Annotated in this window: 17 protein-coding genes; 8 read left to right on the top strand and 9 right to left on the bottom strand. The window is 36.3% G+C overall.

Annotated elements, in window-relative coordinates; genetic code table 11:
* The first annotated feature begins 44 nt into the window (after positions 1-44).
* The 4 genes from leuD (at position 45) to ilvA (ending at position 4,699) form a co-directional block, all read left to right on the top strand.
* Positions 45-632 carry a 3-isopropylmalate dehydratase small subunit gene (gene leuD / locus ALGA_RS03715; RefSeq protein WP_173803987.1) on the top strand — a complete coding sequence of 196 codons (588 nt, stop codon included), beginning with the start codon at positions 45-47 and terminating at the stop codon, positions 630-632.
* A gap of 11 nt (positions 633-643) precedes the next feature.
* Positions 644-2,209, top strand: coding sequence for an alpha-isopropylmalate synthase regulatory domain-containing protein (locus ALGA_RS03710; protein WP_197705698.1), 1,566 nt, complete (start codon positions 644-646; stop codon positions 2,207-2,209).
* Between the two features lie 75 nt (positions 2,210-2,284).
* Positions 2,285-3,355 (top strand): 3-isopropylmalate dehydrogenase, encoded by a 1,071-nt coding sequence (leuB, locus tag ALGA_RS03705; RefSeq protein WP_096428053.1) that lies wholly within the window; start codon positions 2,285-2,287, stop codon positions 3,353-3,355.
* Positions 3,356-3,439: 84 nt separating this feature from the next.
* The gene (ilvA, locus tag ALGA_RS03700; protein WP_096428052.1) at positions 3,440-4,699 is read left to right on the top strand and encodes a threonine ammonia-lyase IlvA; all 1,260 of its coding nucleotides are present in this window, start codon (positions 3,440-3,442) and stop codon (positions 4,697-4,699) included.
* Positions 4,700-4,910: 211 nt separating this feature from the next.
* Here ilvA and ALGA_RS03695 read toward each other — a convergent pair whose 3' ends face one another.
* The 8 genes from ALGA_RS03695 to ALGA_RS03660 form a co-directional block, all read right to left on the bottom strand.
* On the bottom strand, positions 4,911-5,636 hold the full coding sequence (locus tag ALGA_RS03695; RefSeq protein WP_096428051.1) for a LytR/AlgR family response regulator transcription factor: 726 nt from the start codon (positions 5,634-5,636) through the stop codon (positions 4,911-4,913).
* Complete coding sequence (locus ALGA_RS03690) at positions 5,633-6,703, bottom strand: sensor histidine kinase (protein ID WP_096428050.1); 1,071 nt, start codon at positions 6,701-6,703, stop codon at positions 5,633-5,635. Before ALGA_RS03690 ends, ALGA_RS03695 begins: the two co-directional genes overlap by 4 nt.
* Before the next feature lie 167 nt (positions 6,704-6,870).
* Positions 6,871-7,203, bottom strand: a complete 333-nt coding sequence (locus ALGA_RS03685; RefSeq protein WP_096428049.1) for a hypothetical protein — start codon at positions 7,201-7,203, stop codon at positions 6,871-6,873.
* A 55-nt stretch (positions 7,204-7,258) separates the two neighbouring features.
* Positions 7,259-8,479, bottom strand: a complete 1,221-nt coding sequence (locus ALGA_RS03680) for an ABC transporter permease (RefSeq protein ID WP_096428048.1) — start codon at positions 8,477-8,479, stop codon at positions 7,259-7,261.
* A 26-nt stretch (positions 8,480-8,505) separates the two neighbouring features.
* The gene (locus tag ALGA_RS03675) at positions 8,506-9,264 is read right to left on the bottom strand and encodes an ABC transporter ATP-binding protein (RefSeq protein WP_096428047.1); all 759 of its coding nucleotides are present in this window, start codon (positions 9,262-9,264) and stop codon (positions 8,506-8,508) included.
* 241 nt (positions 9,265-9,505) lie between these two features.
* Positions 9,506-10,342, bottom strand: coding sequence for a YbhB/YbcL family Raf kinase inhibitor-like protein (locus ALGA_RS03670; protein WP_197705697.1), 837 nt, complete (start codon positions 10,340-10,342; stop codon positions 9,506-9,508).
* 57 nt (positions 10,343-10,399) lie between these two features.
* The gene (locus tag ALGA_RS03665; protein ID WP_162845379.1) at positions 10,400-11,710 is read right to left on the bottom strand and encodes an efflux RND transporter periplasmic adaptor subunit; all 1,311 of its coding nucleotides are present in this window, start codon (positions 11,708-11,710) and stop codon (positions 10,400-10,402) included.
* Between the two features lie 11 nt (positions 11,711-11,721).
* Positions 11,722-13,053, bottom strand: a complete 1,332-nt coding sequence (locus tag ALGA_RS03660; protein ID WP_096428044.1) for a TolC family protein — start codon at positions 13,051-13,053, stop codon at positions 11,722-11,724.
* Positions 13,054-13,387: 334 nt separating this feature from the next.
* On the opposite strand from ALGA_RS03660, the gene ALGA_RS03655 reads away from it, so the two are divergent.
* A complete protein-coding gene (locus tag ALGA_RS03655; protein WP_096428043.1) occupies positions 13,388-15,088 on the top strand; it encodes a DUF6377 domain-containing protein in 1,701 nt (566 codons plus the stop codon).
* 139 nt (positions 15,089-15,227) lie between these two features.
* On the opposite strand, the gene ALGA_RS03650 is transcribed toward ALGA_RS03655, so the two are convergent.
* Positions 15,228-17,303 (bottom strand): prolyl oligopeptidase family serine peptidase, encoded by a 2,076-nt coding sequence (locus ALGA_RS03650; protein WP_096428042.1) that lies wholly within the window; start codon positions 17,301-17,303, stop codon positions 15,228-15,230.
* A gap of 597 nt (positions 17,304-17,900) precedes the next feature.
* Here ALGA_RS03650 and ALGA_RS03645 point away from each other — a divergent pair.
* The 3 genes from ALGA_RS03645 to ALGA_RS03630 all read left to right on the top strand — a co-directional run bounded on the left by ALGA_RS03645 (position 17,901) and on the right by ALGA_RS03630 (position 25,149).
* Positions 17,901-20,015: a glycoside hydrolase family 97 protein gene (locus ALGA_RS03645; RefSeq protein ID WP_096428041.1), complete on the top strand. Its 2,115-nt coding sequence runs from the start codon at positions 17,901-17,903 to the stop codon at positions 20,013-20,015.
* 770 nt (positions 20,016-20,785) lie between these two features.
* A complete protein-coding gene (locus ALGA_RS03640) occupies positions 20,786-24,061 on the top strand; it encodes a S41 family peptidase (protein WP_096428040.1) in 3,276 nt (1,091 codons plus the stop codon).
* A gap of 500 nt (positions 24,062-24,561) precedes the next feature.
* Complete coding sequence (locus ALGA_RS03630) at positions 24,562-25,149, top strand: hypothetical protein (RefSeq protein ID WP_197705696.1); 588 nt, start codon at positions 24,562-24,564, stop codon at positions 25,147-25,149.
* Positions 25,150-25,170: the final 21 nt, after the last annotated feature.

Genomic DNA, 25,170 nt, shown 5'->3' with positions numbered 1-25,170 from the left:
TTTAATTGGTTCTATTGCAATTGTCACATATAAAAAATAAAAGTATGCCAATAGATAAATTTACCACATTGGAATCGACATATGTACCGCTTCCTGTTGAAAATGTGGATACAGATCAAATTATTCCTGCACGTTTCTTAAAGGCGACAAGCCGCGATGGATTTGGGGAAAATCTTTTCCGTGACTGGAGATACAATTCTGATGGAAAAGAGAACGCAGATTTTGTTTTGAATAAATCAGAATATTCAGGAGAAATTTTAGTTGGAGGAAAGAATTTCGGAAGTGGTTCATCAAGAGAACATGCAGCATGGGCAATTCACGATTACGGTTTTAAAGTTGTTGTGAGTAGTTTCTTTGCTGATATTTTCCAAAATAATGCCTTGAATAACGGAGTGCTTCCGGTTATTGTTTCGCCTAAATTTTTAGTGAATATATTCGAAGCTGTAGAGAAAAATAAGGAACAAAAAATCGTAGTTGATTTGGAGAAGCAAAGCATCAGCTTGAATGGAGAAAGCGAAAGTTTTGTAATTAATCCTTACAAGAAAAATTGCTTGTTGAATGGATTCGATGATATCGATTTCCTTCTCGCAAGAAAAGAAAAGATAGAGGCTTTTGAAGCTAATAACAAATAGAATAAGCAAAGATGAACGACCTGCGTAGCTTAGAAATAATGGACACCACTCTTCGGGATGGGGAACAAACTTCTGGAGTAAGCTTTAATTCCGAGGAAAAGTTAGGCGTTGCAAAATTATTGTTGCAATCCCTAAAAGTCGATCGGATAGAGGTAGCCTCAGCAAGAGTATCTGAAGGAGAATTTCAAGCAGTAAAGCGAATTACCAAGTGGGCAGAAGAAAACGATTGTCTGGACAAGATTGAAGTCCTGGGTTTTATTGATGGAACTGCTTCTCTTGATTGGATTCACGCAAGTGGAGCAAGAGTAGTAAATTTGCTGTCGAAAGGTTCATTAAAGCATTTAAAGGGACAGCTGAAAAAATCACCCGGACAGCATGTTCAGGATATAAAAGATGCTGTGACCTATGCATCAAATCTAGGTATCAAGGTAAACCTATATCTTGAGGATTGGTCGAATGGGATGATTTCTTCAAGAGATTACGTTTGGTATTTGATGGATGAGCTTCAACATGAAAACATTCAGCGTTTTATGTTACCCGATACTTTGGGAATATTGAATCAGGTTCAGTCTTTCGATTTTTGTTATGCTTGTCGCGAAAGGTATCCAAAACTGCATCTCGATTTTCATGCTCATAATGATTATGACTTGGCTGTGGCGAATGTTTATTCTTCAATTTTAGCTGGAATGAATGGCATTCATACAACAGTGAATGGTTTAGGTGAAAGAGCAGGAAATGCTCCTTTAGCTTCTGTAATAGGAGTGATAAACGATCATTTGTCCCGAAAAATAAATGTAGATGAGAACAAAATTAATATAGTAAGTAAAATTGTAGAGACTTTTTCAGGAATTCGGATTCCTAGAAATAAGCCTTTAGTAGGAGAGAATGTTTTCACACAAACCTGCGGTGTTCATGCCGATGGGGATTCAAAGGATGGTTTGTATTTTAATCGTTTGATGCCCGAAAGATTTGGCCGTGAACGCAAATATGCGCTTGGTAAAACATCTGGTAAGGCGAACATTAAAAAGAATTTGGAGGAGCTGGGAATTACCCTGGAAGAAGAAACTATGAAACTGGTTACACAGCGGGTAATCGAATTGGGTGATAAAAAAGAAGTGGTTACCATAGACGATTTACCTTACATCGTTTCTGATGTTTTGAATCAGACAATGGATGAGATGCCAATTCAGATCAAACATTATTCCTTGTCTTTATCCAAAGGAATGCGACCCTTTGTTTCTATTAATTTAGAAGTAAATGGGAAAATGTACGAAGGAACATCTTCTGGCGATGGTCAATACGATGCTTTTATGAATGCCATTTGGAGCATTTATGACAAATTGGGTAGAAATCGACCAATACTTACCGACTACTTGGTTCGAATTCCTCCGGGAGGAAAGTCAGATGCTCTTGTAGAAGCTTTTATTGCATGGAATTATAAGGGAAAGGAATTTAAAACCCGGGGATTGGATCCAGATCAGATCGAAGCCGCAATAAAGGCGACTCTTCGAATGCTGAATTTGATTGAGCAACATGACAATGTACTCGCAGGGCAATTATCAGATAACAATAAATAAAAACTTAAAATGTGTAATTGGATTTTGATAAAGTTAAATTTTCTCAAATCTGATATCTAAAGATCATATCATAAAATGACGTACAAAATAGCAGTATTAGCCGGAGACGGAATCGGACCGGAAATCGTAGCACAAGCAAGAAAAGTAACAGATGCAATTGTTCAAAAATTCGGACATGATTTTGAATATACAGAAGCTCTTGTTGGAGCTGTGGCAATTGATAAAGTTGGTAATCCTTATCCTGATGAAACGCATGAGTTGTGTATGAATTCGGATGCGGTTTTATTTGGTGCAATTGGACATCCTCGATTCGATAATGACCCTACTGCAAAAGTTCGTCCGGAGCAAGGTTTGCTTGCTATGCGTAAAAAATTGGGCTTGTATGCTAATCTTCGTCCTGTAACGACCTTTAAGTCATTGATTCATAAGTCGCCATTGAAAACTGAATTGGTTGACGGTGCTGATTTTATGTGCATTCGTGAACTAACCGGAGGAATTTATTTTGGTCGTCCGCAAGGACGTTCGGAAGATGGACAAACAGCTTACGATACTTGTGTTTATTCTGCAGATGAAATTGAACGAATTGTTCGTTTGGGATTTGAGTATGCAGGAAAACGCCGCAAAAAATTAACCATTGTCGATAAGGCAAATGTATTGGCTACATCAAGATTGTGGAGAGAAGTTTCTCAAAGAATTGAGCCTGAATTTCCTGAAATTGAAGTAGAATACATGTTTGTTGATAATGCTGCGATGCAGTTAATTACCTGGCCAAAACGTTTCGATGTAATGGTAACCGAAAATATGTTTGGTGATATACTTACCGATGAGGCGAGTGTAATTTCAGGTTCTATGGGAATGTTACCTTCTGCATCTGTTGGCGTTCACACTTCAGTATTTGAGCCAATTCATGGTTCTTATCCTCAAGCTGCAGGTAAAAACATTGCCAATCCTTGTGCCACAGTTCTATCCGCTGCCATGATGTTCGAGTATGCATTTGCTTTGATGAAAGAAGGCGCTTTGATTCGTGAAGCAGTTGATAAATCATTGGAAGCTGGTATTGTTACTGAAGATATTGCTGACGGTAAAAAAGCTTACTCAACGAGTGAAGTTGGAGATTGGTTGGCCAATTACATTAAGAATGCTTAGTTAATACACATCATAAGTAAAAATAAGCCTGAAGGAATTGGTTACTTTCAGGCTTATTTATTTTATATAGAAAAAGGGGGAGTCATGTCAAAAGAAAATTATTATCCGCTTATGGCGGATATCGTAAAAGCGAGTAAGTTGGTTCAGGAGGTTGTGTTTGAAACTCCTTTGCTTAAAAACTTGAATTTATCATCTAAATACAAAGCGAACATCCATCTGAAAAGGGAGGATCTGCAATTGGTTCGTTCTTATAAAATCAGAGGAGCTTACAATAAAATATCCAGTCTTTCGAAAGAGGTTCTAGCCAAAGGAATTGTGTGTGCAAGTGCGGGTAATCATGCTCAGGGAGTCGCATATTCCTGCAATAAACTAAAATGTTTCGGGAAAATATACATGCCCGAAACAACTCCTCGTCAGAAAATTAAGCAAGTGAAAATGTTTGGTGGTGATCAGGTGGAAGTCATCCTTACCGGTGATACTTTTGATGATGCCTCGGCAAAGGCAAATGCAGATGCCAAAGAGCTTGGACAAGCCATTATTCATCCGTTTGATGATCCCAAAATAATAGAAGGACAAGGAACCATTGGTTTGGAAATTCTGCAGCAATTTAATGACCCCATCGATTATCTGTTTTTGCCAATTGGCGGAGGTGGTTTGGCTTCCGGAGTGGGAGCATGGTTTAAAGAATTTAGTCCGAATACAAAAATTATTGGTGTTGAGCCCGAAGGTGCTGCTTCCATGAAAATGGCATTTGAAAAAAAGGACAATGTAGCTTTGGATACTATCGACCGATTTGTAGATGGTGCTGCCGTAAGAAAAGTGGGCGATCTCACCTGGAAAATATGTGAAAAGGTTCTGGATCGGATTCTGGTTGTTCCCGAGGGGTTGATCTGCTCAACCATTTTACAGATGTACAATGAGGATGCAATTGTGGCTGAGCCTGCAGGAGCCTTGTCTATTGCCGCTTTACAATTAATGAAAAAAGAAATAAAAGGGAAGAATGTGGTTTGCGTACTAAGTGGAAGCAACAACGACATTACCCGAATGGAGGAAATCAAAGAAAGAAGTCTCTTATATGAAGGTTTAAAGCACTATTTCATGGTTCGTTTTCCACAACGTTCAGGCGCTTTAAAAGAATTTGTAAACGATGTATTAAGTCCTGGTGACGACATCACACATTTCGAGTATTACAAAAAGAGCAGCCGTGAGAAAGGCCCGGCAGTGATCGGAATCGAAGTGCAAAATCCTTCCGATTTACAGCGTCTGAAACAACGAATGACCGAGCGTAACTTTATTTTTAAATACCTGAACGATAAAACGGATTTGTTTCAGTTCATAGTCTGAAACTTTAGTTGATAACAATCAGAAAAAGCAATAGCCTGTAATTGGTTATCGCTTTTTTACTGTAGAAAATGTAAATATAAAGGAGGGGTGAGAAGTTTCCCGCTAGGCTAATAATCTAGCGGCAGCTTACTCGACTTGTATACCGTGTTTTAATTTATAGGAAACGAAGTTCGGTGAAGCAATTATAATTTAGGTTGGCTGTGCAGGCAGACTAAAGAAACTTCTTTTTTATAAATTCATCAAATACTTCTTTATACTGCTTGCTGATTGGGATACGTTCTTTCCCAAAAAGAATGCGGTCGCGCTCTATGGTCTTTATTTTATCGAGGCTCACAATATAGGAACGATGTATTCGCATAAATCTGTCTGTTGGTAATTTTTCTTCCAGAGATTTCATTGTGGCATGAAAAACAATTGGTTTCGATGAACTTAGGGTATGTAATTTCACATAATCTTTTAATCCCTCAGCATATAGAATGTCATCATACTCAATTCGCTGTATTTGGTAGTCTGCCTTTACAAATAGATAGTTTTCATCCGTTTCAGTTGAATTAGTTGGAGCTACTGATTTTACTAAATCAAAATGCTGTTTTGCATGTTTCACAGAAGTAAGGAATACCTCATAACTAATGGGCTTTAACAAATAATCGAGTGCATGAAGTTGAAAGCCTTCTACAGCATATTTATCGTATGCCGTTGTGAAAATCACTTTACAATCTTCATTCAGTGTTCGTGCGAATTCCACGCCTGTAAAATCAGGCATCTGAATATCTAAAAAGATCAGTTGCACAGGATTTTCTTGTAAAAACTCCATCGCATCAATAGGATTATCGAACTCTCCTTTCAATTCCAGATAGGGCGTTTTTATGATATAAGACACCATTAAGCCTAAGGCTAAAGGTTCATCGTCAATTGCTATGCATGTAATTTTGTTCATACTTCTAATTCTAATGGAATCGTTAAATGAACCATATACTGGCTTGTGTCCTTATCTATTTTTAGCTTGGCCAGATTACCATAAATGAGTTCTAAACGCTTTTCTATATTTACAATGCCAATTCCACCTTTTATGTGGGCGGATTCCTTTTTGTTTTGAGGAATACTATTTGTGCATTCAAAAATAATTTCATTCTTTTCAGCCTTAAGGGATATCGAAATAAATGAGTTTTCGCGATAGCTTATCCCATGCTTAAAAGCATTTTCGATAAAAGGAATGAATAGCAAAGGTGGTATTTTTGCAATGGGCAATTTATTATCTATGTTCACATTTAATTCTATTTTTGAACTTAGCCTTTGTTGCATAAGATCAATGTAGTTTTGCATAAATTCAAACTCCTTTTTTAATTCAACAGTTTTAATATCCGATTCGTAGATTAAATAACGCATTAACCCAGACAATTTTTCAACGGCTTTTTGAGCTTTATCTCCATCAATCGCAATTAGCGCATATATATTATTCAATGAATTGAAAAAGAAATGAGGACTGATTTGATTTTTCAAAAAGGCTAACTCAGTATTAAGACGAGCTTTTTCAATTTCTTTCTGTTCATTTTCATTGTTTTTTAAGCGTTGTATGTTAGCCATTCCAGTGCTAAAACCAAGTACAACTAACATTAAATAGAAATTATCGACCAATTTAGGATGCAAACCAAAGGTCCTTTTCGGGGGCATAATTTTTCCACCAATCATGTTTACATGCTTCAAACTGTCTATCTGTAACAGCTCGTATAGATATTGCGATGCGATAAGCAATAAAACAGCGAACAGCAATATGACACCAAAGAAATATATTTTTCTCTTTTCGAAGAAAAAACGAGGTACAATGATTAGATAATTAACGTAGAAAGCTACAATCATAAATAGTAATTGATAATAGTAGCTATACATCCAAAAAATATCCCGGTCATTATTTCCATCAAATACAAATAGTGGGAGAATGGAAAAAAGTAATAAGCCAGCAATATGTGGCAAGCATTTTTCTATTCTGTTTTTAGAAATATTCATATTGTAAATTTACTATTTTTAAAGAACGACTGATACAATGCTCCTAAATGATTTTATTGCTTTTGTGTTTTAATAATTCAGACGAGTAAGCCCCAATAAATAATTTAATAGCTTACGATATTTATAAATTATCTATCTGGGATTTTCCCTTACTCTAATTACTATTCTTATCTTCTTTTATTAGGTCTTGCTGGTGGGGGTGCAAGTTCTCTAATTTTTTCAAAATCAAAACCTGCATCAGTGATTGCTTTTTCGACTCCTTTTCCTCCAGGAATTTTGGACTCTTTGATTTCTTTCATAAGGGCTTTAGCATCATTTGCTGATAAAGATTCACTATTGTAATCAGCTAAAATTTTGTTCACCGTTTTTATTTGTTTGGTCGTAAGTGTTTCTACTTGCTCTTGTCGTGGTTTTCTGTCTGGTTGTTCCTGAGCCATTAGGGCGCTGAAATTTAAGGTTATAAAACCTACGAGTGCAATAATAAAAAAATGTTTTTTCATTTTACTAAAATTTAAAGATTATAAATATATTGATAATTATAATGTCCAATTAAACTTATTCGTGTCGTAAAGCTTCAATGGGTTCCATTCTTGCTGCTTTGCGAGCAGGATACCATCCAAAAAACACCCCAATGAAAGTGCAAAACAAAAAGGATAATAGAATAGAATCTACTGTAATTAATACAGGCCATCCCAATACACTTTCTACAATATTTGTTGCGGTAATACCCAATACAATACCAATTATGCCACCCAAAACGCTCAGCATCGTAGCCTCTAAAAGAAACTGCTGTAAAATATCTTTGCCTTTACCTCCAATGGCCATCCGTAAGCCTATTTCGCGTGTTCGTTCGGTAACCGACACATACATAATGTTCATAATTCCAATGCCACCTACAATTAAGGATATGCCCGCAATGGATCCTAACAAAACCAACATCATTTCTGATATGGAACCAAAATTGCTAATGAGTTCTTCTTGAGTTCTAATTTCAAAATCATCGTCTGCGCTCTCTTTTAATTTATGAGATAAGCGCAACAGTTGAGTTATTTCAGCACTTGTTTCAGCAATCTGATCTTCCGATTTGGCCGATATAACAATAGCGCGTAAATACGTTTGTCTGTTAATACGTTTCATTACCGTCGTATAAGGTGCAAGTATCATATCATCCTGATCTTGCCCAAACGTATTGTTGCCTTTCTCCTTTAAAGTACCAATGACTTTAAACGGAATGTTATTAAATCGTATGCTTTTACCAATAGGATCTTCACCATCGGTAAATACATTCTCAATTATTGTTTGTCCGACCAAGCATACCTTAGCAGCCTTTTTTATTTCTTGCGAAGTGTAAATTCGTCCAGTTTCAACTTCATATTTTTTAATTGAAGGATACTGCTCATTTCCACTATAAATTTGAGTAGGCCAGTTATTTGAACCATATACAATTTGACCGCTGTCATCAATCTCGGGAGAAATGGCACTAATCAGTTCGCTGTTATTTTCCAAATAGTAAACATCGCTTACTTCTAATTTTTGTGAGTTGGATTGCCCTTGATTTACCCCGCCACGGCTTTGGCTTGCCGGCTTTATACTGATAAGGTTGGTTCCCATTGAGGAAATTGTATCGCGAATACTCGCATTCGATCCCTGGCCAATGGCTAACATGGCAATTACAGCACCTACACCTATTACAATACCGAGCATGGTTAAAAACGAACGCATTTTGTTTCGAATAATGGCTGCTATGGCGATCTTAAATAAATTAATCAGTCTCATCGTTTTTAATTTTTATTGCGAAAAATTTAATTGCCAAAAGAATACGTTTCTTCTTTTAATTGAGCAAGAACATGAAGTGCATTTTGTCTGTTTGTTATCAGGTTGTCTTTAATAATAAGACCGTCACGAAAAAGGACATTTCGCGTGGTAAATTCTGCTATCTCTGGTTCGTGAGTAACAAAACAAACGGTCATTCCATTCTCATTTAATTCCTGAAAAAGAGCCATAATCTCAAGGGAAGTCCGGGTATCGAGATTTCCTGTTGCTTCATCGGCAAAAATTACCACCGGACTATTTACCATTGAACGAGCAATAGCAACTCTTTGCTGTTGTCCGCCCGACATTTGATTGGATAAATGTTTCATTCTATCTTTTAAACCAACGGCAATTAATGCTTGCTCTGCCTTTTCCCTTCGTTCGGCATTACTAACTAGCGGATTGTATAATAAAGGCAATTCTACATTCTCAAGTGCCGATGTGCGAGGTAAGAGGTTGTAGGATTGAAATACGAAACCCAATTTTTGATTCCGAATATCGGCCAGCTGGTTTCTATTTAATGATTTCACATTTACGCCATCCAAAAAATAGTCACCTTCAGAAGGCAAATCGAGGCATCCTAGTATATTAAGTAGAGTTGATTTGCCAGAACCACTTGTGCCCATTATGGCTACGAATTCGCCCTTTGTAATGGATAAATCCACACCTCGTAAGGCCTTTACGGTTTCCTCGCCAGCCTGATAATTTTTATGCAGGTTTTTTATTGATATGATTTCTTTGTTGTTCATTTTCAATGATTCATTAATTCGCTTATACCTTATTATACCAGTACGCAAAATGATTTCCCTTTTACCCCTGCCCCTAAAGGGTGAGGGACAATCAATTTGTTCCCTTTAGAGATGGGCTAACGAATTGATTCAGTGAACTTTTATTTTCCACTGGTATAAAAGTGTACTAGCATATTCATTAATTTCTCTTTTAAATTCAAATATGAATCTTCATTCACGGAATCCTATGATTCCTGATGTCTTATTCCTTTCCCCTTTCGTAGGTATACTCCAGGGTGCATTCATCAAGCGTAATCCCCTTTATTGCTTTTAATAAATCGGAGCGTTGAACCTTTTTGGTGCTGAAGGTCGGCTTTGCTGAGAGCGCGTAAATTGTCAGATTGTATTTCTTAACACCAGGTCCTTTCGACTTCATAGGATCATAGCCAGTGTTATCCTTATCGTTGTAACCATCAATTCCTAACCCTTTAACATCTTCAGGGAGCTGACGCACATCAGCTGGAATATTGTAGATCACCCAATATGATTTTACCTTGTTAGGTTCTGACGAAGGATGAGGAACATGCCACAGATTCAGTGCAAAAAACTTTGTGCCTGCTGGTACTTTTGTCCACTCAAGTGGCATAGATACGCCTCTGCCATCGCCCGTAAAGTCAGACATTAACGAACCATCTGCTTTCACTGCCGAACTGCTAACTGCGAAGCCTGTTTTTCCCTGAGCTGGATGATCTGTGAGCCGCGTACTTCCGTTGTCATCTCTCTTGTGATCACCTTCCATGTCTGGTGGCGGAGCTAAGTCGCGCAGTTTATCTGGATCAAAACCAGTCTCTCTGATGGCATCTGCTGTTGCCGGGCCAGCACGAAGGCCTGCCTCACGAAACGCCTTATGAATAGCCTTGGCATTTTCGGCTGTGAGTGAATGGGAATCGTAATTTGATAGAATGCTTTTAAGTTTCCCTTTCTGTGTATCTGTCAAGGTCTCTATTTTTTCCTGTCCTTCTTCACGTGCATTCTCTTTCTGTTGTGCAAACCCATGCAGGCTTGTGGCCACAAAGAGTACCATCATTAGGATCGTCAATTTTTTCATATCACTTATCTTTTTATTCGTTTTATAGCTCACTTCTCCATTCTAAGATTAACGAGGACCGCCTCCTTGGCCAGCTTTATGTTTGGGTCTCTCTTGAACAAAGGGACTTTTCTGCTCCTCATCCTTTTGCGATGCAACTGCTATCTCAGAACCATCGGCTAATTCAAAAGAAGTAACAAGTACACTCCCTTCCTCTAAGCCTGATATGACTTCAATATTTGAATAATCATCAATGCCTACTTCAATGACTTGTGGATGTATTTCATTCCCATTTTTTATCCAAACCCTTTTGTGTGAATCGTCTAATTCCTGCATGTCTCTTTTTGGAGGCTTAGGTCTACTTTCATCATTTCTTGTATTGGATTCATTCAAAAGTGGTTTTTCTTGATTCTCTGATAAGCTACTCATATAGTCATCTAGTAATTGTTGGTTGGGGCTAAAACGAGTTGCTTTTCCTGCTATTAACAGAACATCATTTGCTTCCTCAACATAAGTGGTAATACTTGCTGTCATTCCTGGTTTCAATTTTAAATCAGGGTTGCTTACCGTAATAATTACGATGTAGGTGATTACATTAGAAGATTCGTTTGGCTGTAATCGGATCTCCGATACTTCACCCTCAAAATTAAGATCAGGAAATGCATCCACAGTAAACTCAACACGTTGCTTTTCTTTTACCATGCCTATATCTGCTTCATCAATATTCGCTTCCACCTGCATTTCTTTTAAATCGTTCGTAATCGTGAATAGTTCAGGTGTATTCATGCTGGCTGCAACTGTTTGACCTGCTTCTACCGCGCGGTTAAGCACAATTCCATCAATTGGAGAATAGATGGTCGCGTAGCTTAAATTACGAGCAGATCTATCCAAATTAGCTTTTGCAGATTTTACGGATGCCTTGCTTTTTTTAAAGTTGTAAACTACTAATTCGTAGTCGCTTTGCGCTAAAAGATCTTTATCGAAAAGAACCTTCATTCTTAGGTAATTGGAATTTTGGTAATCATATTCTGCTTGAGCGTTATCTAAATCAGCTTGGGCATTTTCAAGACTCGATTGCAATGTATATTTATCGAGTTCGGCAATCAATTGACCTTTTTTAACTACCGAATTAAAATCGACATACAGTTTTTCAATAACTCCCGATACTTGTGTACCAACCACAACAGTATTGGTAGCCTCCAGCGTTCCTGTCGCAGTAATCGTATTGCTTAGCGATCCTTTTTTTACAATTTCAGTTTCGAAAACATATTCATGCTCGCTTTTTACCCATGAGATATAAGTGATTGAAACAATCGCAATTATGAGTATTCCAACTATTGATAGTAACAGTTTTTTGTGTGGAAGATTTATCTTTTTCATCATCATTTTATTTAAAATAATATTGTATTGCCTAAATAGTAATCAATAATTTTATTTTGCAGTAGCACATTATATTTTGCTTGTGTTAGTTCGTTCTCAGCACTTACTAAATTGTTTTTCGAAGTCAGAAAATCAACCGAATTGATCATACCTTGTGTAAACATCTCATTGGAAAGATGGTAGGATTCATTTTCTGCATCATACTGCTCTTGAAGTGCCAGATAGTTACTGCTTGCTATTTGAGCATCAATGCAAGCCTGCTCGATATATTTTCGTAGATCGTTTTTCAAATCGACTAAACTAAGTTCCTCATTTTGAGTTTGTATATTCGCAATGGTCACATTGGTCTTTATTTTTTTTCGTTGAAAAATTGGAACGGATAAGGACAGTCCGATGGATGGATTAATTTGATTGGAAAACTGTTCGCTAAAATTAACCTGATCTAAACCAGAATTATATCCGGTACTAATACTTCCGCCCAAGGATAATTGTGGCAATGCGTCAGCTTGTGCAATTTTTGTATTCATTCTTGCACTTTCCAAGTTCAATTCAGCCGATTTAATGGTTGGTTGTATCCCTAAAGCAATCTTGTAAATTAAATTAGCGTCCGATTCAGATGCAACTTTTAGTAAGGCATCAATATTGGGTTCTTGTATGGTAAATGAATCGTTAATAGGCATATTCATTAGTTGCATTAGAGCAACGTAATAGATTCGAAGTGTATTTTTGGCATTAATAAATGCAGCTTTATCTGAAGCATATTGAGATTTAATATTTAAGAAATCGGAAGTCGAAATAATCCCAGCCGACTTACGTGCTTCTGTCAATTCGAATTGCTTTTCAGTTGACTGAAGTTGAGCTTCGGAGTTTTTAACATTCTCAATCACTAGCAAAGCATTAATATATGCCGATAGTATATTTAAGCTAATTAATTCCTTTTCAGTTTGAATATCCGTTTCTGAGGCAGCAAGCTTCGTTTTATTTTGAGCAATGGTGTTTTTAAGTTTTGCTCCATTATACAGGGTGATTTCAGAATTTAAGGAAACGGAAAGATTGGAGTTCGAACTTCGGTTCCAACTTCCATCTGTATCGCTATTCTCGTAACTTCTAGTTGAGCTTACTGTTTGGCTCCCATTCAAGAATAAATTAGGTTCCCGATCCGCTTTTGATTGAGCCAAATAAGCATTTTGGATACCAACACTATTACTTGCCCTGCTAATTTCGGTACTGTTTTCCCATGCGTAATTTATGCATGCTTCTAATGTGTATGCTTGTTCTTGTGCTTTTAGGAATCCAGGAATAATAAGTATTAAAAACTGAATTAAAATTAGACGCTTTATCATTTTACCTTTGTTTAAATTTCAAAACAAAGATTCATGTAATAATTGTGCACAACAATTCGTTTAGACCGTTGCCGGGTTATTTTAGAAGTTTGATTGTTTTTTATCGATGAGTGTTTTGGGAAGATTACTCAATGATTGTAGTTTTTATTTGTATATGAGAACTCATATTAGTCCATTGCTTGAAAACAGGAACAATAAACACTCTGATTTTCTACTTATATCAGTAAATGCTTTTTGTTTTTTATCTATTGCAGTTTGGCTTTAGCCAACTGAAATTAAAATATTCCTAGTGTTTTAAAATAAATAGGACAATATTGATTTGTAACAATCAAAAATGCCACAGTCAGTAATTGCTTCTCGCTTTTTTGCTGCAGAAAATATTAATCTTACTTTTACTCGTTGTTCGGCAAACCTAGATCTAATAAGCATGTACAGAAGTATCATTCTAACGTTTTTTGTTTTCATAAGCCTGAATTCTTTCGGCCAAAATGATTCTCTTGCATTTCAGTTTGCTGAGACAAATAGATACCTTGAAAGTAAAGACAATATTGTTCAGGTAAAAAAGAATAAAATCGCATTGCTGACAGACTCCCTTCAACATTCTAATTTTGAGGATCGAAAAAACGAGGAGTATAAACTGTTGGTGAAATTGACCAAAGAATACAAGTATTTTGTTTACGATTCGGCATTTCATTATGGGAATTTAGCATTGAAAACGGCCTATCATTTAAAGGATGCATCAAAAATTGCAGAAGCCAAGTCAAATATTTCTCTGATTCTTCTGCTCCGAGGATTATACAAGGAAACCATAGACAGCATTCAGACCATTGATCCGATGGTGTTGGATCAACAAAAGCGCATTGATTTTTATTCTGTAGCTTATCGTGCCTATTACGATTTATCCAATTCCCGCTGGGGATATTATGCGCCCAAATACAGAGAAATTGGGAATTCATATGTGAAGAAAATTGTTGAAGAGGGCGATCCTGATTCTTTTGATTATATTCTGGCTTTGGCATTAAAAAGTCAAAATAACAGCGCCAGTTACGATGTTCAAAAATATTGCACATCCTTACTAAATAAAAAAGATTTAACCCCTCATCAGATTGCCATTGCCAATTGTATATTGGGGATTTCTTATTTAAAACTACAGGATAAAGAAAAAGCAAAGTATCATCTTTGTAAAGCTGTTGTTGGTGATATTCAGTCTACCACAAAAGAGACTTTGGCTGCAAGAGTATTGGCGGAACTCCTTTTTCACGACGGGGATTTAGAGAAAGCCAATAAATTTATCTCCGAAGCTAAGAAGGATGCTGAATTTTATGGCAGCAATGCCCGACAGTTAGAGATATCCTATATTCAACCCGATATTGAAGCGGCTGTTTTAAAAGAAGTTGAGAAAGAGAAAGATTTGGTATTTACCGTTAGCATTATTATTTCCATTTTTACTTTGCTGTTAATAACTTTTGCAATAATCATTTACCGCCAGGTAAGTGAATTAAAAAGAGCCCGAAAAGAAATTTTGGAGAGTAACACTAATCTTCGAAAGCTTAATGAAACACTTCGGGAAGTGAGTAAAATAAAAGAAGAGTATGTGGGTTACTATTTTAATTTTAGCTCACAGTTCATTGAAAAATTGGAAGGAATGAAAAAAGCAATTTCCCGCCAATTAATGACCAAGCAATACGATGCGATAGAACAGGAGTTGAAAAATTACAATTCTAAAAAGGAACGTGAGAATTTGTTCGAAGATTTCGATCGGATTTTCCTGAAATTGTTTCCAGATTTTGTGAATCGATTCAATCTCCTTTTTGAAGAAAAGGATAGCCTCATTTTAAAAGATTCTCAGTGTTTGAATACTGATTTACGGATTTTTGCTTTGATTCGATTAGGAATAAACGACAATGAAAAAATTGCAAGTATTCTTAATTTTTCGGTCAACACAATTTATACTTACAAAACCAAAATTAGGAATCGCTCATTGATATCAAATGAAGTTTTCGATGAGAAAATCATGGAGATAAAGTCGGTTTAATCCATTTGGTTTCAAGACAAGAAATGATGTCGAGTTTGGGCGGATAGCCCCAATACAAAAAAACAAATAGGATAATATTAGTTTGTAACAATCAGAAAAGCAATAGCCGGTAATTGGTTATCGCTTTTTTTTGTAATAATTAATTCATTAATATTCTCATAATAAATCCATACAGGTCAGATTTACTATCAGTAAAAGAGACGTTTGTGATGGCTCCTGAGTGTCCAGCATCTTTTTCAACTCTCAGTAAAATAGGATTGGTTTGTGCACTTCTATTTTGCAATTCTGCAACAAATTTATATGAATGAAACGGAGGAACCCGATCGTCATTTTCAGATGTCATTACAAGCATGGCAGGATAATTTATATCCTCTTTAATGTTGTGTAAAGGGGAATAGCTCTTTAGGTTTATAAAATCAAGAGAATCTTTTACGGTACCAAATTCATCAATATGGAAATTTCCTACGGTAAAATGCTCGAAACGAAGCATATCCGTTACTGCAACAATAGGAACTACTGCGGCATATAAATCGGGTCTCTGAATGGCTGCTGCTGCAACTATTAACCCCCCGTGTGAAGAACCGGTTATTCCTAATTTATTGGGGTTCGTGTATTTTTCATGAATGAGAAATTCTGCGGCAGCATTAAAATCGTCAATTGAATTTTGTTTGTTTAATCGTCTTCCTTCTCTGGCCCATTTTTCACCAAGGTCACCACCTCCTCTGATATTGGCAAAAGCATATACTCCTCCTTGGTTTATAAAGTAAACCACACCTGAATCAAAAGAGGGTGATGATATTGCACCAAATCCTCCATAAGCCTTTAGTAAGGTCGGGTTATTGCCATCAAGTTTTAGTCCCTTTTTGTAAACCAAAGTAATTGGAATGCTCAGGCTGTCATTTATTTTATATTTGAGAGGTTTGTATTCAATATCTTTAAAATTGTAATTTATTATCGTGGTTTCTCCTGGTTTTATTTTGAATGTGGTAGTATTAAGGTGGTATTGAAGAGGTGGAGTCGTATATTGTTGATTGTAGAAGAATATTTCATCATTATCAATGGCACTGTTCACATTCGTAATTGAGCTAGCATCAGGTAATTCCAATTGACGTAGTGCTTTTCCTTCAAAATTGAACATTTTTAATACCGGATGTTGATTGCTTTGGTACATACATAGGATTCCATTCTCTTTTATTTTACAATTTAAGAGAACTCCATCAAAACATGCAGGAGCAATTTCTCTCCAATTATATGGATGATAAGGATCAATTTCAACAACTGAACCACCATTATTATTCTTGAAGGTTTTTGCAATTATTTTATTGTTATGACTATCTATAACCGAAAAACCGGATTTTTGTTTCATTAAAAGTGGCCTTAGGTATGGGCTTTTGGATGAGTAATCGATAAAAAAATAGTTGTAACACGATTCGGTTTCTTCTTTCAGGATAAAAAACTTTTCATTAGATGTTGTTGAAAAGGAAAATTGAATATTTGGATTTTTTCTTTTAAAAATTAGTTGGTCCTGAGATTGCTCGTCTCCAAGTTTGTGATAGTAAACTTCTTCACTAGAGGTCATTGAGAATTCTCCGTTGTATGGATATTTTGAATAGAAGAAACCATGGCCTCGCCATGAAATAGATGAATGCTTTATACCGGTTAAATGATCTTTTTTTTGGATTCCAGAAGGAAGACATATTACCTTAGCTTCCATCCAGTCAGTTCCGTCTCTATTTATTAAGTAGCACAAAAACTTTGAATCTTTAGATAAAGAAAAATCTTTAATATCAGTTTTTTTGTTCTTTGTATTAAAATTAGGATCCACTAGGAGTTGGTTAATATCATCCATTTTAGTGCCCATATAGAGTCCTGCAGAAGCAAATTTGTTACGAACATAGTAGGAGAAATAGTAGGGCCCTTTTTTTTGTGCTCTGATTGTCTTCATGTAAGAATATTTCTTAATAAGCTGTTTCGTCATGTATTTTGCAGAGGCTTTCCCGGTAAATTTATCTGAGAGTTTATTTTCAGCTTTAATCCATTCTACCACGCTATCACACCTCACATTTTCCAGCCATCTATAGTTTTCCGAAATGGTATATGCATTAAAAAAGGTGTCCACAACAGTTTGTTTAGGACAAATTGGGTATTCATATTTTTGAGCTATACTAGCTGTAGTTGTTACTGTTAAAAGCAAAAGTATGATTAGGTATTTCATGCGTTTAAGATTAATCGTGATATCATAAAAAAAAAGATGTTTAAAAGTAGTGTAATTTTTATTGATTACTATTTATTTATTTGAATAAGAAAATAACTTTAATTAGAATTGATGAATAATTGGTGTCTGGTGCTATTTAAATAAAGTTTTTTTTCCTGAAAAATGAAAATCTTATTCAAGGACTTTCGCTTTTTTGCTTACTTTTCTCATCTAAGGTACCGAGCTGTGCGAGATCATGAATACCCGTGCAAATTATGAATGAATAAAAAAGTGACAGTCCGCCTGACTTAAAGGCAAGCAAAATTAAATCTCATTGATCTAATTCAAAAATTGAAATTATTATAGGTTTAGTAGACTGTTTACGTTGACTAAACCTTAGTTTACCTTGATATATAGTCTATATTTCCTGAAGAATATTTATGACGTAACTTTCATTAAATTAATGTATTATTGTTTTAATAAGATGAAATCCATCTATATTTTCAATTAGTATTTAGCTAATCCTCTTATTCTCTACTTACTTTGGTATTAAATTCTGAACTTGCTCAAAGAGGAGATTTTGTTTGAGAATTTTATATACTAATCTTTAGCTTCAATATGAAAAGTAAATCAATTCTTTACCTGATTGCTGGTTTTGCAATGATATTGACATCTTGTGCCAATAGCAAACCAGTCCAGAATGTTGAATCGCCGGATGGAAAAATTGGCGTTCAATTCAGTATGGTGGAAGGACAAGCCACTTACGAGGTTTTATTCAATGGTGAAAAAGTAATTAATCCTTCTACTTTGGGTTTCGATTTTCAGAATATGCCTTCTATCGAAAAAGGATGGAAAATTGTTGACTCCCAACTTTCATCAAGTAATTCAACTTGGGAAATGCAGTGGGGAGAGAAACGAGTTGTGAGAGATCATTACAATGAATTGAGTTTGGCTTTAGAAGAGCAAAAGGCGCCAAACCGAAAAATGAATTTGGTATTTAAGGTCTATAACGATGGGCTAGGATTTCGTTATGAGTTTCCGGAACAAGAAGCCATGAAAGAGGCGATTATTACCGACGAAAACACACAGTTTAATCTTACCGGAGATCATAAGGTATGGTGGATTCCGGGTGACTGGGATATTTACGAACATTTGTATCATACAACTTCACTAACGGGTATTGATGCTCTAGCTTTGCGAGCCAATGATAATTTGGCTCAATCTTATATCCCTGAAAATGCTGTGAACACTCCTGTTACTATGAAAACAGCAGAAGGTGTTTATTTGAGTTTTCATGAAGCAAATCTGACTGATTATGCAGGAATGACCTTGAAGGTAAACAAAGAGAAGTTGATGCTGGAAAGTGAATTGGTAGGTTCGGATATAACGGGCTACAAAGTAAAAAGAGCCGTTCCTTTTAATACACCTTGGAGAACCATTCAAATTTCTGAAAATGCAGGAGGTCTTATTGAATCCGACTTGATCGTTAATTTGAACGAACCCAATAAAATTGGATCGGTGTCTTATTTTAAACCCATGAAATATGTTGGTATCTGGTGGGATATGCATTTGGGAACAAAAACCTGGGATTACGGAGCATCTCAGGATATGAATACCGCAACAGGTTTGAAGCCAAATGGCCGACATGGTGCCACAACCGAGTATGCAAAAGAGTTGATCGATTTTGCTTCGGAAAATAACATTGGTGGTATTTTGGTCGAAGGATGGAACACAGGTTGGGAGCATTGGATCGGTTTTGAGGATCGCGAAGGAGTATTCGATTTTGTAACACCATACGACGACTACGATTTAAAGGAAGTTGTTCGTTACGGAAAAGAAAAAGGTGTTGAGTTGATCATGCATCACGAAACCTCAGCAGCTCCCAGAACTTACAACCAGCAAATGGATACAGCCTATCAATTGATGAATTCATTGGGAATTCACTCGGTAAAAACAGGATATGTTGGTAAGATTATCCCGAAAGGAGAATATCATCACGGACAATGGATGGTGAACAATTACCGAAGAGCTGTTGAAACTGGTGCTAAATACCAGGTTGCGGTTAACGCTCACGAGCCAATTAAAGCAACAGGTTTGCGTCGTACCTATCCAAATATTATTTCTCGTGAAGGATTGCGCGGACAAGAATTTAATGCATGGGCAAGCGATGGAGGAAATCCGCCGGAGCATTTATCAATTGTTGCGTTTACTCGTATGTTGGCAGGTCCTATTGATTATACGCCTGGTATTTTCAATATCAAGTTAACACCATATAAACCAAACAATCAGGTGAACACAACTCTTGCTCAGCAATTGGCTTTGTATGTGGTTATTAACAGTCCGATTCAAATGGTGCCCGATTTAATTGAGAATTACAAAGGAAACGATGCATTTCAATTCATTCGTGATGTAGCTGTTACCTGGGAAACCAGTAAAGTTTTGAACGGTGAAATTGGTGATTTTGTGACCATTGCCCGTAAAGATCGTAATTCTGAAAATTGGTTTGTAGGATCAATAACGGATGAAAATGCACGTGATATGGAGTTCAGTTTAGATTTCCTTACTCCAGGTAAAAAATACAAAGCAACACTCTATTTGGATGGGGAAAATGCTCATTGGGATAAGAATCCTACGGAATTTAAAATTGTTGAAATGGAAGTAAGTAGTACTTCAAGTTTAAAGTATCATTTAGCAGAAGGTGGTGGCGCAGCCATAAGCCTTATTGAATTATAGTTTTAGATTTATTACTGGGTTTAAAGTGGCATTCCTTTTTTAGGTTTGCCACTTTTTTTATAGCTTCACGAAAACTTATATATTTATGAGTCAATTACGATCTAAAGATTTTTGAGGAGTCGTTCTAATTTATTCGTTTAGATCGAATTAAAGCAAATGATTACTTTTTTGGATATTATTTAGATTGCCGGTTGACTGGCATCTATTAGGACACTATTAATGATGAATGTTTAAAATTAAGAATGCTATTTTTGCCATACATTCTTTAGAAGCTGTTTAAATTTGTTTTTTGAAATTTTTATCGAAGAAAAAAGATCTGTAATCAAGCAAGATTAGATGCCTGTAGTGGTTCTGTTTAAAAATGCATTAACACAATAATGCGGCTTTTAGCTTAAGGGGAAGGGATAAATTTTAAAACAGTTTTTTAGTTTCGGAGTGTTTTTGGTGATTTTAGTAAAACTCTCTTAAATTCATTAAAACCTTTGGTGAAAAAACGAAAGCTTTACTGAATTTATCAAAGCTTTCGTAAAATAATGAAAGCTTTTAATAAAATGACCAAAGCTTTCGTAAAACCAGTTAAGCCTTTGATAAAAAAACCAAAGCTTTACTGAAATAAGCAAAGACTTAGTGAAATCATTAAATTTTAAAACAGTTTACTACCTATTATGAATATTTTAAATTAATGAATGCTATTTTACCATACTTTCTTTAGTACAGAGAAAGACCAAAAGTTTACACCTAAAGTATATTCACACAAACTTTTAATTACAATGCTAAAATTTAATGTAAAAATTGCCGCAATTTGTTTTGTTTTATTGGGGATGATTGGAAGCGTTCAGGCGGAAAATGATGTTCGCCTAATGCGATATCCTGATATCAATAAAAATTTAATTGCTTTTGTTTATGCAGGGGATATTTGGACAGTAGATTCCAATGGAGGTGATGCCAAAAGATTGACTTCGCACAAGGGAATGGAATTGTTTCCTAAGATTTCACCAGATGGGCAATGGATCGCTTTTTCTGCCGAGTATTCAGGCAGTCGTCAGGTTTATGTGATGCCTTCAACAGGAGGTACGCCTAAGCAGTTGACCTATTACAATTCAGTTGGACTGATGCCGCCTCGTGGTGGATTCGATGATGCTATTTTAGACTGGAATCCGGATAGTAAATCCATTTTGGTGCGTATGAACCGTACTCCTTTTGGAGAGCGCAACGGAACCTATTATCAGGTAAGTATTGATGGTGGATTGGAACAGGCTTTACAGATTCCTGAAGGAGGATTTGGAGTGTTTTCTCCGGATGCCAAAAAGATGTGTTTTGCTCCAATTAGTCGTGAGTTTCGTACTTGGAAGCGCTACAAAGGGGGTCGTGCCGCCGATTTATGGATTTATGATTTAGAAAAGGATTTATCAGAGAGAATCACAACATTTGTGGGTTCCGATCAGATTCCTTCCTGGTATAAGAATGCTATTTATTTTGCATCAGATCGTGATTTAAAGTTGAACATCTACAAATATGATGTTGATAGCAAAGAGATCACTCAAATGACTCATCACAAAATATTTGATGTGATGTGGCCTTCTGGGGAAAATGGACAGATTGCCTACGAGAATGGCGGTCAGCTATTCAAATTAAATCTGGAAACAGGAAAAGAGGAACGTGTTGTTGTTAACATCAGCTTCGATAATCCGAATACGCTGCCTTACTATAAAAATGTAAAAGATTTTATTAATGGAGTTGCAGTATCTCCTTCAGGAAAGCGTGCTTTGTTTGATGCTCGTGGCGATATATTTTCCGTTCCTGCTAAGAACGGACCCAGTATCAACCTAACACAAACACAGGGAGTGCGTGAAACTTCTCCAAACTGGTCACCAAACGGGAAATACATTTCTTACTACTCCGATGCTACGGGTGAATACGAAATTTATCTTTTAGAGAATAAAAAAGGAGCAAAAGCGAGACAGGTTACTTTTGGTTCATCGTCTTGGATGTATGATGCCAAGTGGTCGCCTGATAGCAAGTACATGCTGTTTTTCGATCGTACTCTACAATTAAAATATTTAAACGTTGAAAGTGGAGAAGTAAAAGTTGTTGATACAGCTAAGAGAAATGAGATTACAGATTTTTCATTTTCACCGGATTCGGAATGGATCGCTTACGTTAAAGACAGTAGTAATGATCAAGGAGCTATTTGGGTTCATCAGATGTCTACTGGCAAAAATTTTCATTTAACAGATGATACTTTCGGTGATTCGTCACCTGTATTTTCAAAAGATGGAAACTTTATCTTCTTTTTGTCGAATCGTGATTTTAATCTTGATTTTTCAAGTTTTGAGTTCGATTATTTATACAATAAGGCGACTCGGATTTTTGCAATATCGCTAAAAGCAGACGGTCCAAAATTGTTTGCTTTGAAGAATGATGTTGAAGAGGTGAAAGAAGATAAGCCTCTTATTGAAGAAAAGAAAAAAGAGAAAAAAGAGGAAGCGAAAGCGGAAGAGAAGGTAAAAGTTGAAATTGATTTTGAAGGAATTCCAAATCGAATTACAGCATTGCCATTATCATCGGGTAATTACAATAATCTGGAAGCCGTTGATGGAGGAATTCTTTACATTAGTGAGGGAGCCTTACATCATTATATCATCGAAAAAGAAAAAGATGAGGTGATTCTGGATCGTGTTTCTGGTTATTCATTAACTGGGAATGGAGATAAGATATTGTATTACGCCGGTTCTACTTACGGTATCACCGATTTATCATCTGGTCAGTCGGCAGATGTTGGCAAATTGAATTTGGACGATTTGGACATGAAGATTGATCCTAAAAAAGAATGGAATCAGATTTATACCGACGGATGGCGTATTTTTCGTGACTTCTACTATGTTGCGAATATGAATGGTGTTGATTGGGATCAGATTAAAGCCAACTACAATCTATTACTGCCATATGTGAGTCATCGTGCCGATTTGGATTATATATTGGGTGAGATTATAGCTGAAACCAACACAGGACACTGCTATGTGAATTATGGTGATTTTGAAAAGGTGAAGCCTGTTGAGACTGGATTGTTGGGCGCAAAATTGAAAGCTGACCCTAAAACGGGTAAGTATATCATCTCTAAAATATATCAGGGCGAAAATTGGACTCCAAATAGACGTTCTCCATTAACAGAGCAAGGAGTTAATGTGAAGGAAGGAGATTATTTGCTAAGTATCAATGGTCACGATTTAAGTACTGATGTGAATCCTTACTTGTATTTGGAAAACCAGTTGGGTAAATTGGTCGAAATCACCGTGAATAGTGTGCCGAGCCTTGATGGAGCAAAAAGCTACACCATTAAACCAATCGAAAGCGAATTGGAATTGATGTACCTGAATTGGGTAAATGAGCGTCGCGAAATAGTGAATAAATTATCCGGAGGAAAGATTGGATACATACACGTGCCAAATACTTCGTTTGAAGGGAACCGGGAATTAAACCGCGGCATGTATGCTTATCACGATAAACAAGCCTTAATTATTGATGATCGTTACAATGGCGGAGGATTTATTCCCGATCAAATGGTCGATCTTTTAGATCGTAATGTATTGTCGTATTGGCATCGCAGAGGTCTTGTGGCTAATCAAACACCTGCAGTTGCTCACGATGGGCCAAAGGCAATGTTGATCAATTCTTACTCATCTTCAGGGGGTGATGCGTTCCCATATTATTTCAAAAAGAAAGGTCTTGGGAAACTAATCGGAACTCGTACTTGGGGTGGTTTAGTTGGAATGTCAGGAAATGCTGGTTTGGTTGATGGGGGTTACATCTCTGTTCCTCAATTCGGTATTTTCGACGAGAATCAGAAATGGATCATCGAAGGAGTTGGCGTATATCCTGATGTTGAAGTTTACGACGAACCACATTTGGTTGCCAAAGGAATCGATCCATCGCTGCAAAAAGCAATTGAAATGCTACTAGAAGAATTGGAGACTAAATCTAGTGATAAAGTTGTCGCTCCTGCGGATCCAAACCGTTCCAATTGGATTGAAGAGGATGTAAAATAAGGTAAAAGGTAGATTGAGAAAATCAATGAAGCTTGATTCAAGAAGCCTTATAATAGTCACAGAAAAGGAGTGCCGTTTGGTACTCCTTTTTTTAATTCCCCTCTCGAGAGGGGATAAAGTGAGTGTTTTTTACATTTTCGAACAGGATAGATCCCCCCGAATCTCCCTTGAAAATGGGCCTTGCTTCTTCCAAAATAAAGCTGGACAAATTCCCCTCTTGAGAGGGGACAAAGGGGAGTGTTTAGAGTGTTTCATGATTAGTATTTTATTCTTTTTGAAGAAAATAGTAAATTGAGGGATGAGTCAAGTCAATTGCCTTTGATTTAGTAATAAGGGTAGCGTTTAAGACTGTTTTAATAGACGTGATTTTTTATCGGTTAAAAATGACTCATAAACATGTGAAATTTTGGATATAACTAAAAAGAATAATTCCATTGAGCATAATTGAAAATAGGTCGATATTTATTATTATTTTCATCCTTAAATAAAAAACAATAATTATGATACTACAAATTTCAGATTGGTGGGGTTCAATGGAAATGGTGGAAAAAATTTACTGGAGCATTTCAATTCCATTTTCTCTTTTGTTTATAATTCAGATCGTACTTACATTCATTGGTGGTGATATTGATGACATGAGTGCTGAAGGTGATGCCGATGCTGCTGTGGAAGGAGATACCGGAATTGACTTTCAGTTTATAAGCTTAAAAAACCTAATTGCCTTTTTTGCAGTGTTTGGTTGGACAGGTATTATTTGTTTGGACATGGGTTTCGGTGCTGGTGTTTCTACATTAATCGCCACTCTTGCTGGTTTGCTTATGATGACAATAATGGCTTCTATTTTGTATTTTATGGGCAAATTGGTCGAAGAAGGAACCTTAGATCTTAATAATGCCAAAGGAAAAGTTGGCAATGTATATTTATCGATACCTGCCAATAGAAAAGGTATGGGAAAAGTACAAATTGAAGTACAGGGAGTTCAAACTTTGGATGCGGTTACTGATAGTGATTCAGACATTGCTACAGGTTCGGTTATTCAGGTTGTAGATGTTCTAAATGATCAAATTTTAATTGTAAAACCTTTTTAAATAAACTTTTAATAATAAATT

The sequence above is a fragment of the Labilibaculum antarcticum genome, assembly GCF_002356295.1.
In the GTDB taxonomy this organism is placed as follows: domain Bacteria; phylum Bacteroidota; class Bacteroidia; order Bacteroidales; family Marinifilaceae; genus Labilibaculum; species Labilibaculum antarcticum.
Note: the sequence above shows the minus strand (reverse complement) of the source record. Positions and strands in the feature narration are given on the sequence as shown.

What these genes read in the sequence shown, in the direction of transcription:
- ALGA_RS03650 (WP_096428042.1), bottom strand. Translation starts at nt 17,303, where the DNA reads ATGAAATACCTAATCATACTTTTGCTTTTAACAGTAACAACTACAGCT.
- ALGA_RS03675 (WP_096428047.1), bottom strand. Translation starts at nt 9,264, where the DNA reads ATGAACAACAAAGAAATCATATCAATAAAAAACCTGCATAAAAATTAT.
- ALGA_RS03660 (WP_096428044.1), bottom strand. Translation starts at nt 13,053, where the DNA reads ATGATAAAGCGTCTAATTTTAATTCAGTTTTTAATACTTATTATTCCT.
- ALGA_RS03630 (WP_197705696.1), top strand. Translation starts at nt 24,562, where the DNA reads ATGATACTACAAATTTCAGATTGGTGGGGTTCAATGGAAATGGTGGAA.
- ALGA_RS03685 (WP_096428049.1), bottom strand. Translation starts at nt 7,203, where the DNA reads ATGAAAAAACATTTTTTTATTATTGCACTCGTAGGTTTTATAACCTTA.
- leuD (WP_173803987.1), top strand. Translation starts at nt 45, where the DNA reads ATGCCAATAGATAAATTTACCACATTGGAATCGACATATGTACCGCTT.
- ALGA_RS03645 (WP_096428041.1), top strand. Translation starts at nt 17,901, where the DNA reads ATGAAAAGTAAATCAATTCTTTACCTGATTGCTGGTTTTGCAATGATA.
- ALGA_RS03690 (WP_096428050.1), bottom strand. Translation starts at nt 6,703, where the DNA reads ATGAATATTTCTAAAAACAGAATAGAAAAATGCTTGCCACATATTGCT.
- ALGA_RS03710 (WP_197705698.1), top strand. Translation starts at nt 644, where the DNA reads ATGAACGACCTGCGTAGCTTAGAAATAATGGACACCACTCTTCGGGAT.
- ALGA_RS03695 (WP_096428051.1), bottom strand. Translation starts at nt 5,636, where the DNA reads ATGAACAAAATTACATGCATAGCAATTGACGATGAACCTTTAGCCTTA.
- leuB (WP_096428053.1), top strand. Translation starts at nt 2,285, where the DNA reads ATGACGTACAAAATAGCAGTATTAGCCGGAGACGGAATCGGACCGGAA.
- ilvA (WP_096428052.1), top strand. Translation starts at nt 3,440, where the DNA reads ATGTCAAAAGAAAATTATTATCCGCTTATGGCGGATATCGTAAAAGCG.
- ALGA_RS03680 (WP_096428048.1), bottom strand. Translation starts at nt 8,479, where the DNA reads ATGAGACTGATTAATTTATTTAAGATCGCCATAGCAGCCATTATTCGA.
- ALGA_RS03655 (WP_096428043.1), top strand. Translation starts at nt 13,388, where the DNA reads ATGCCACAGTCAGTAATTGCTTCTCGCTTTTTTGCTGCAGAAAATATT.
- ALGA_RS03640 (WP_096428040.1), top strand. Translation starts at nt 20,786, where the DNA reads ATGCTAAAATTTAATGTAAAAATTGCCGCAATTTGTTTTGTTTTATTG.
- ALGA_RS03665 (WP_162845379.1), bottom strand. Translation starts at nt 11,710, where the DNA reads ATGAAAAAGATAAATCTTCCACACAAAAAACTGTTACTATCAATAGTT.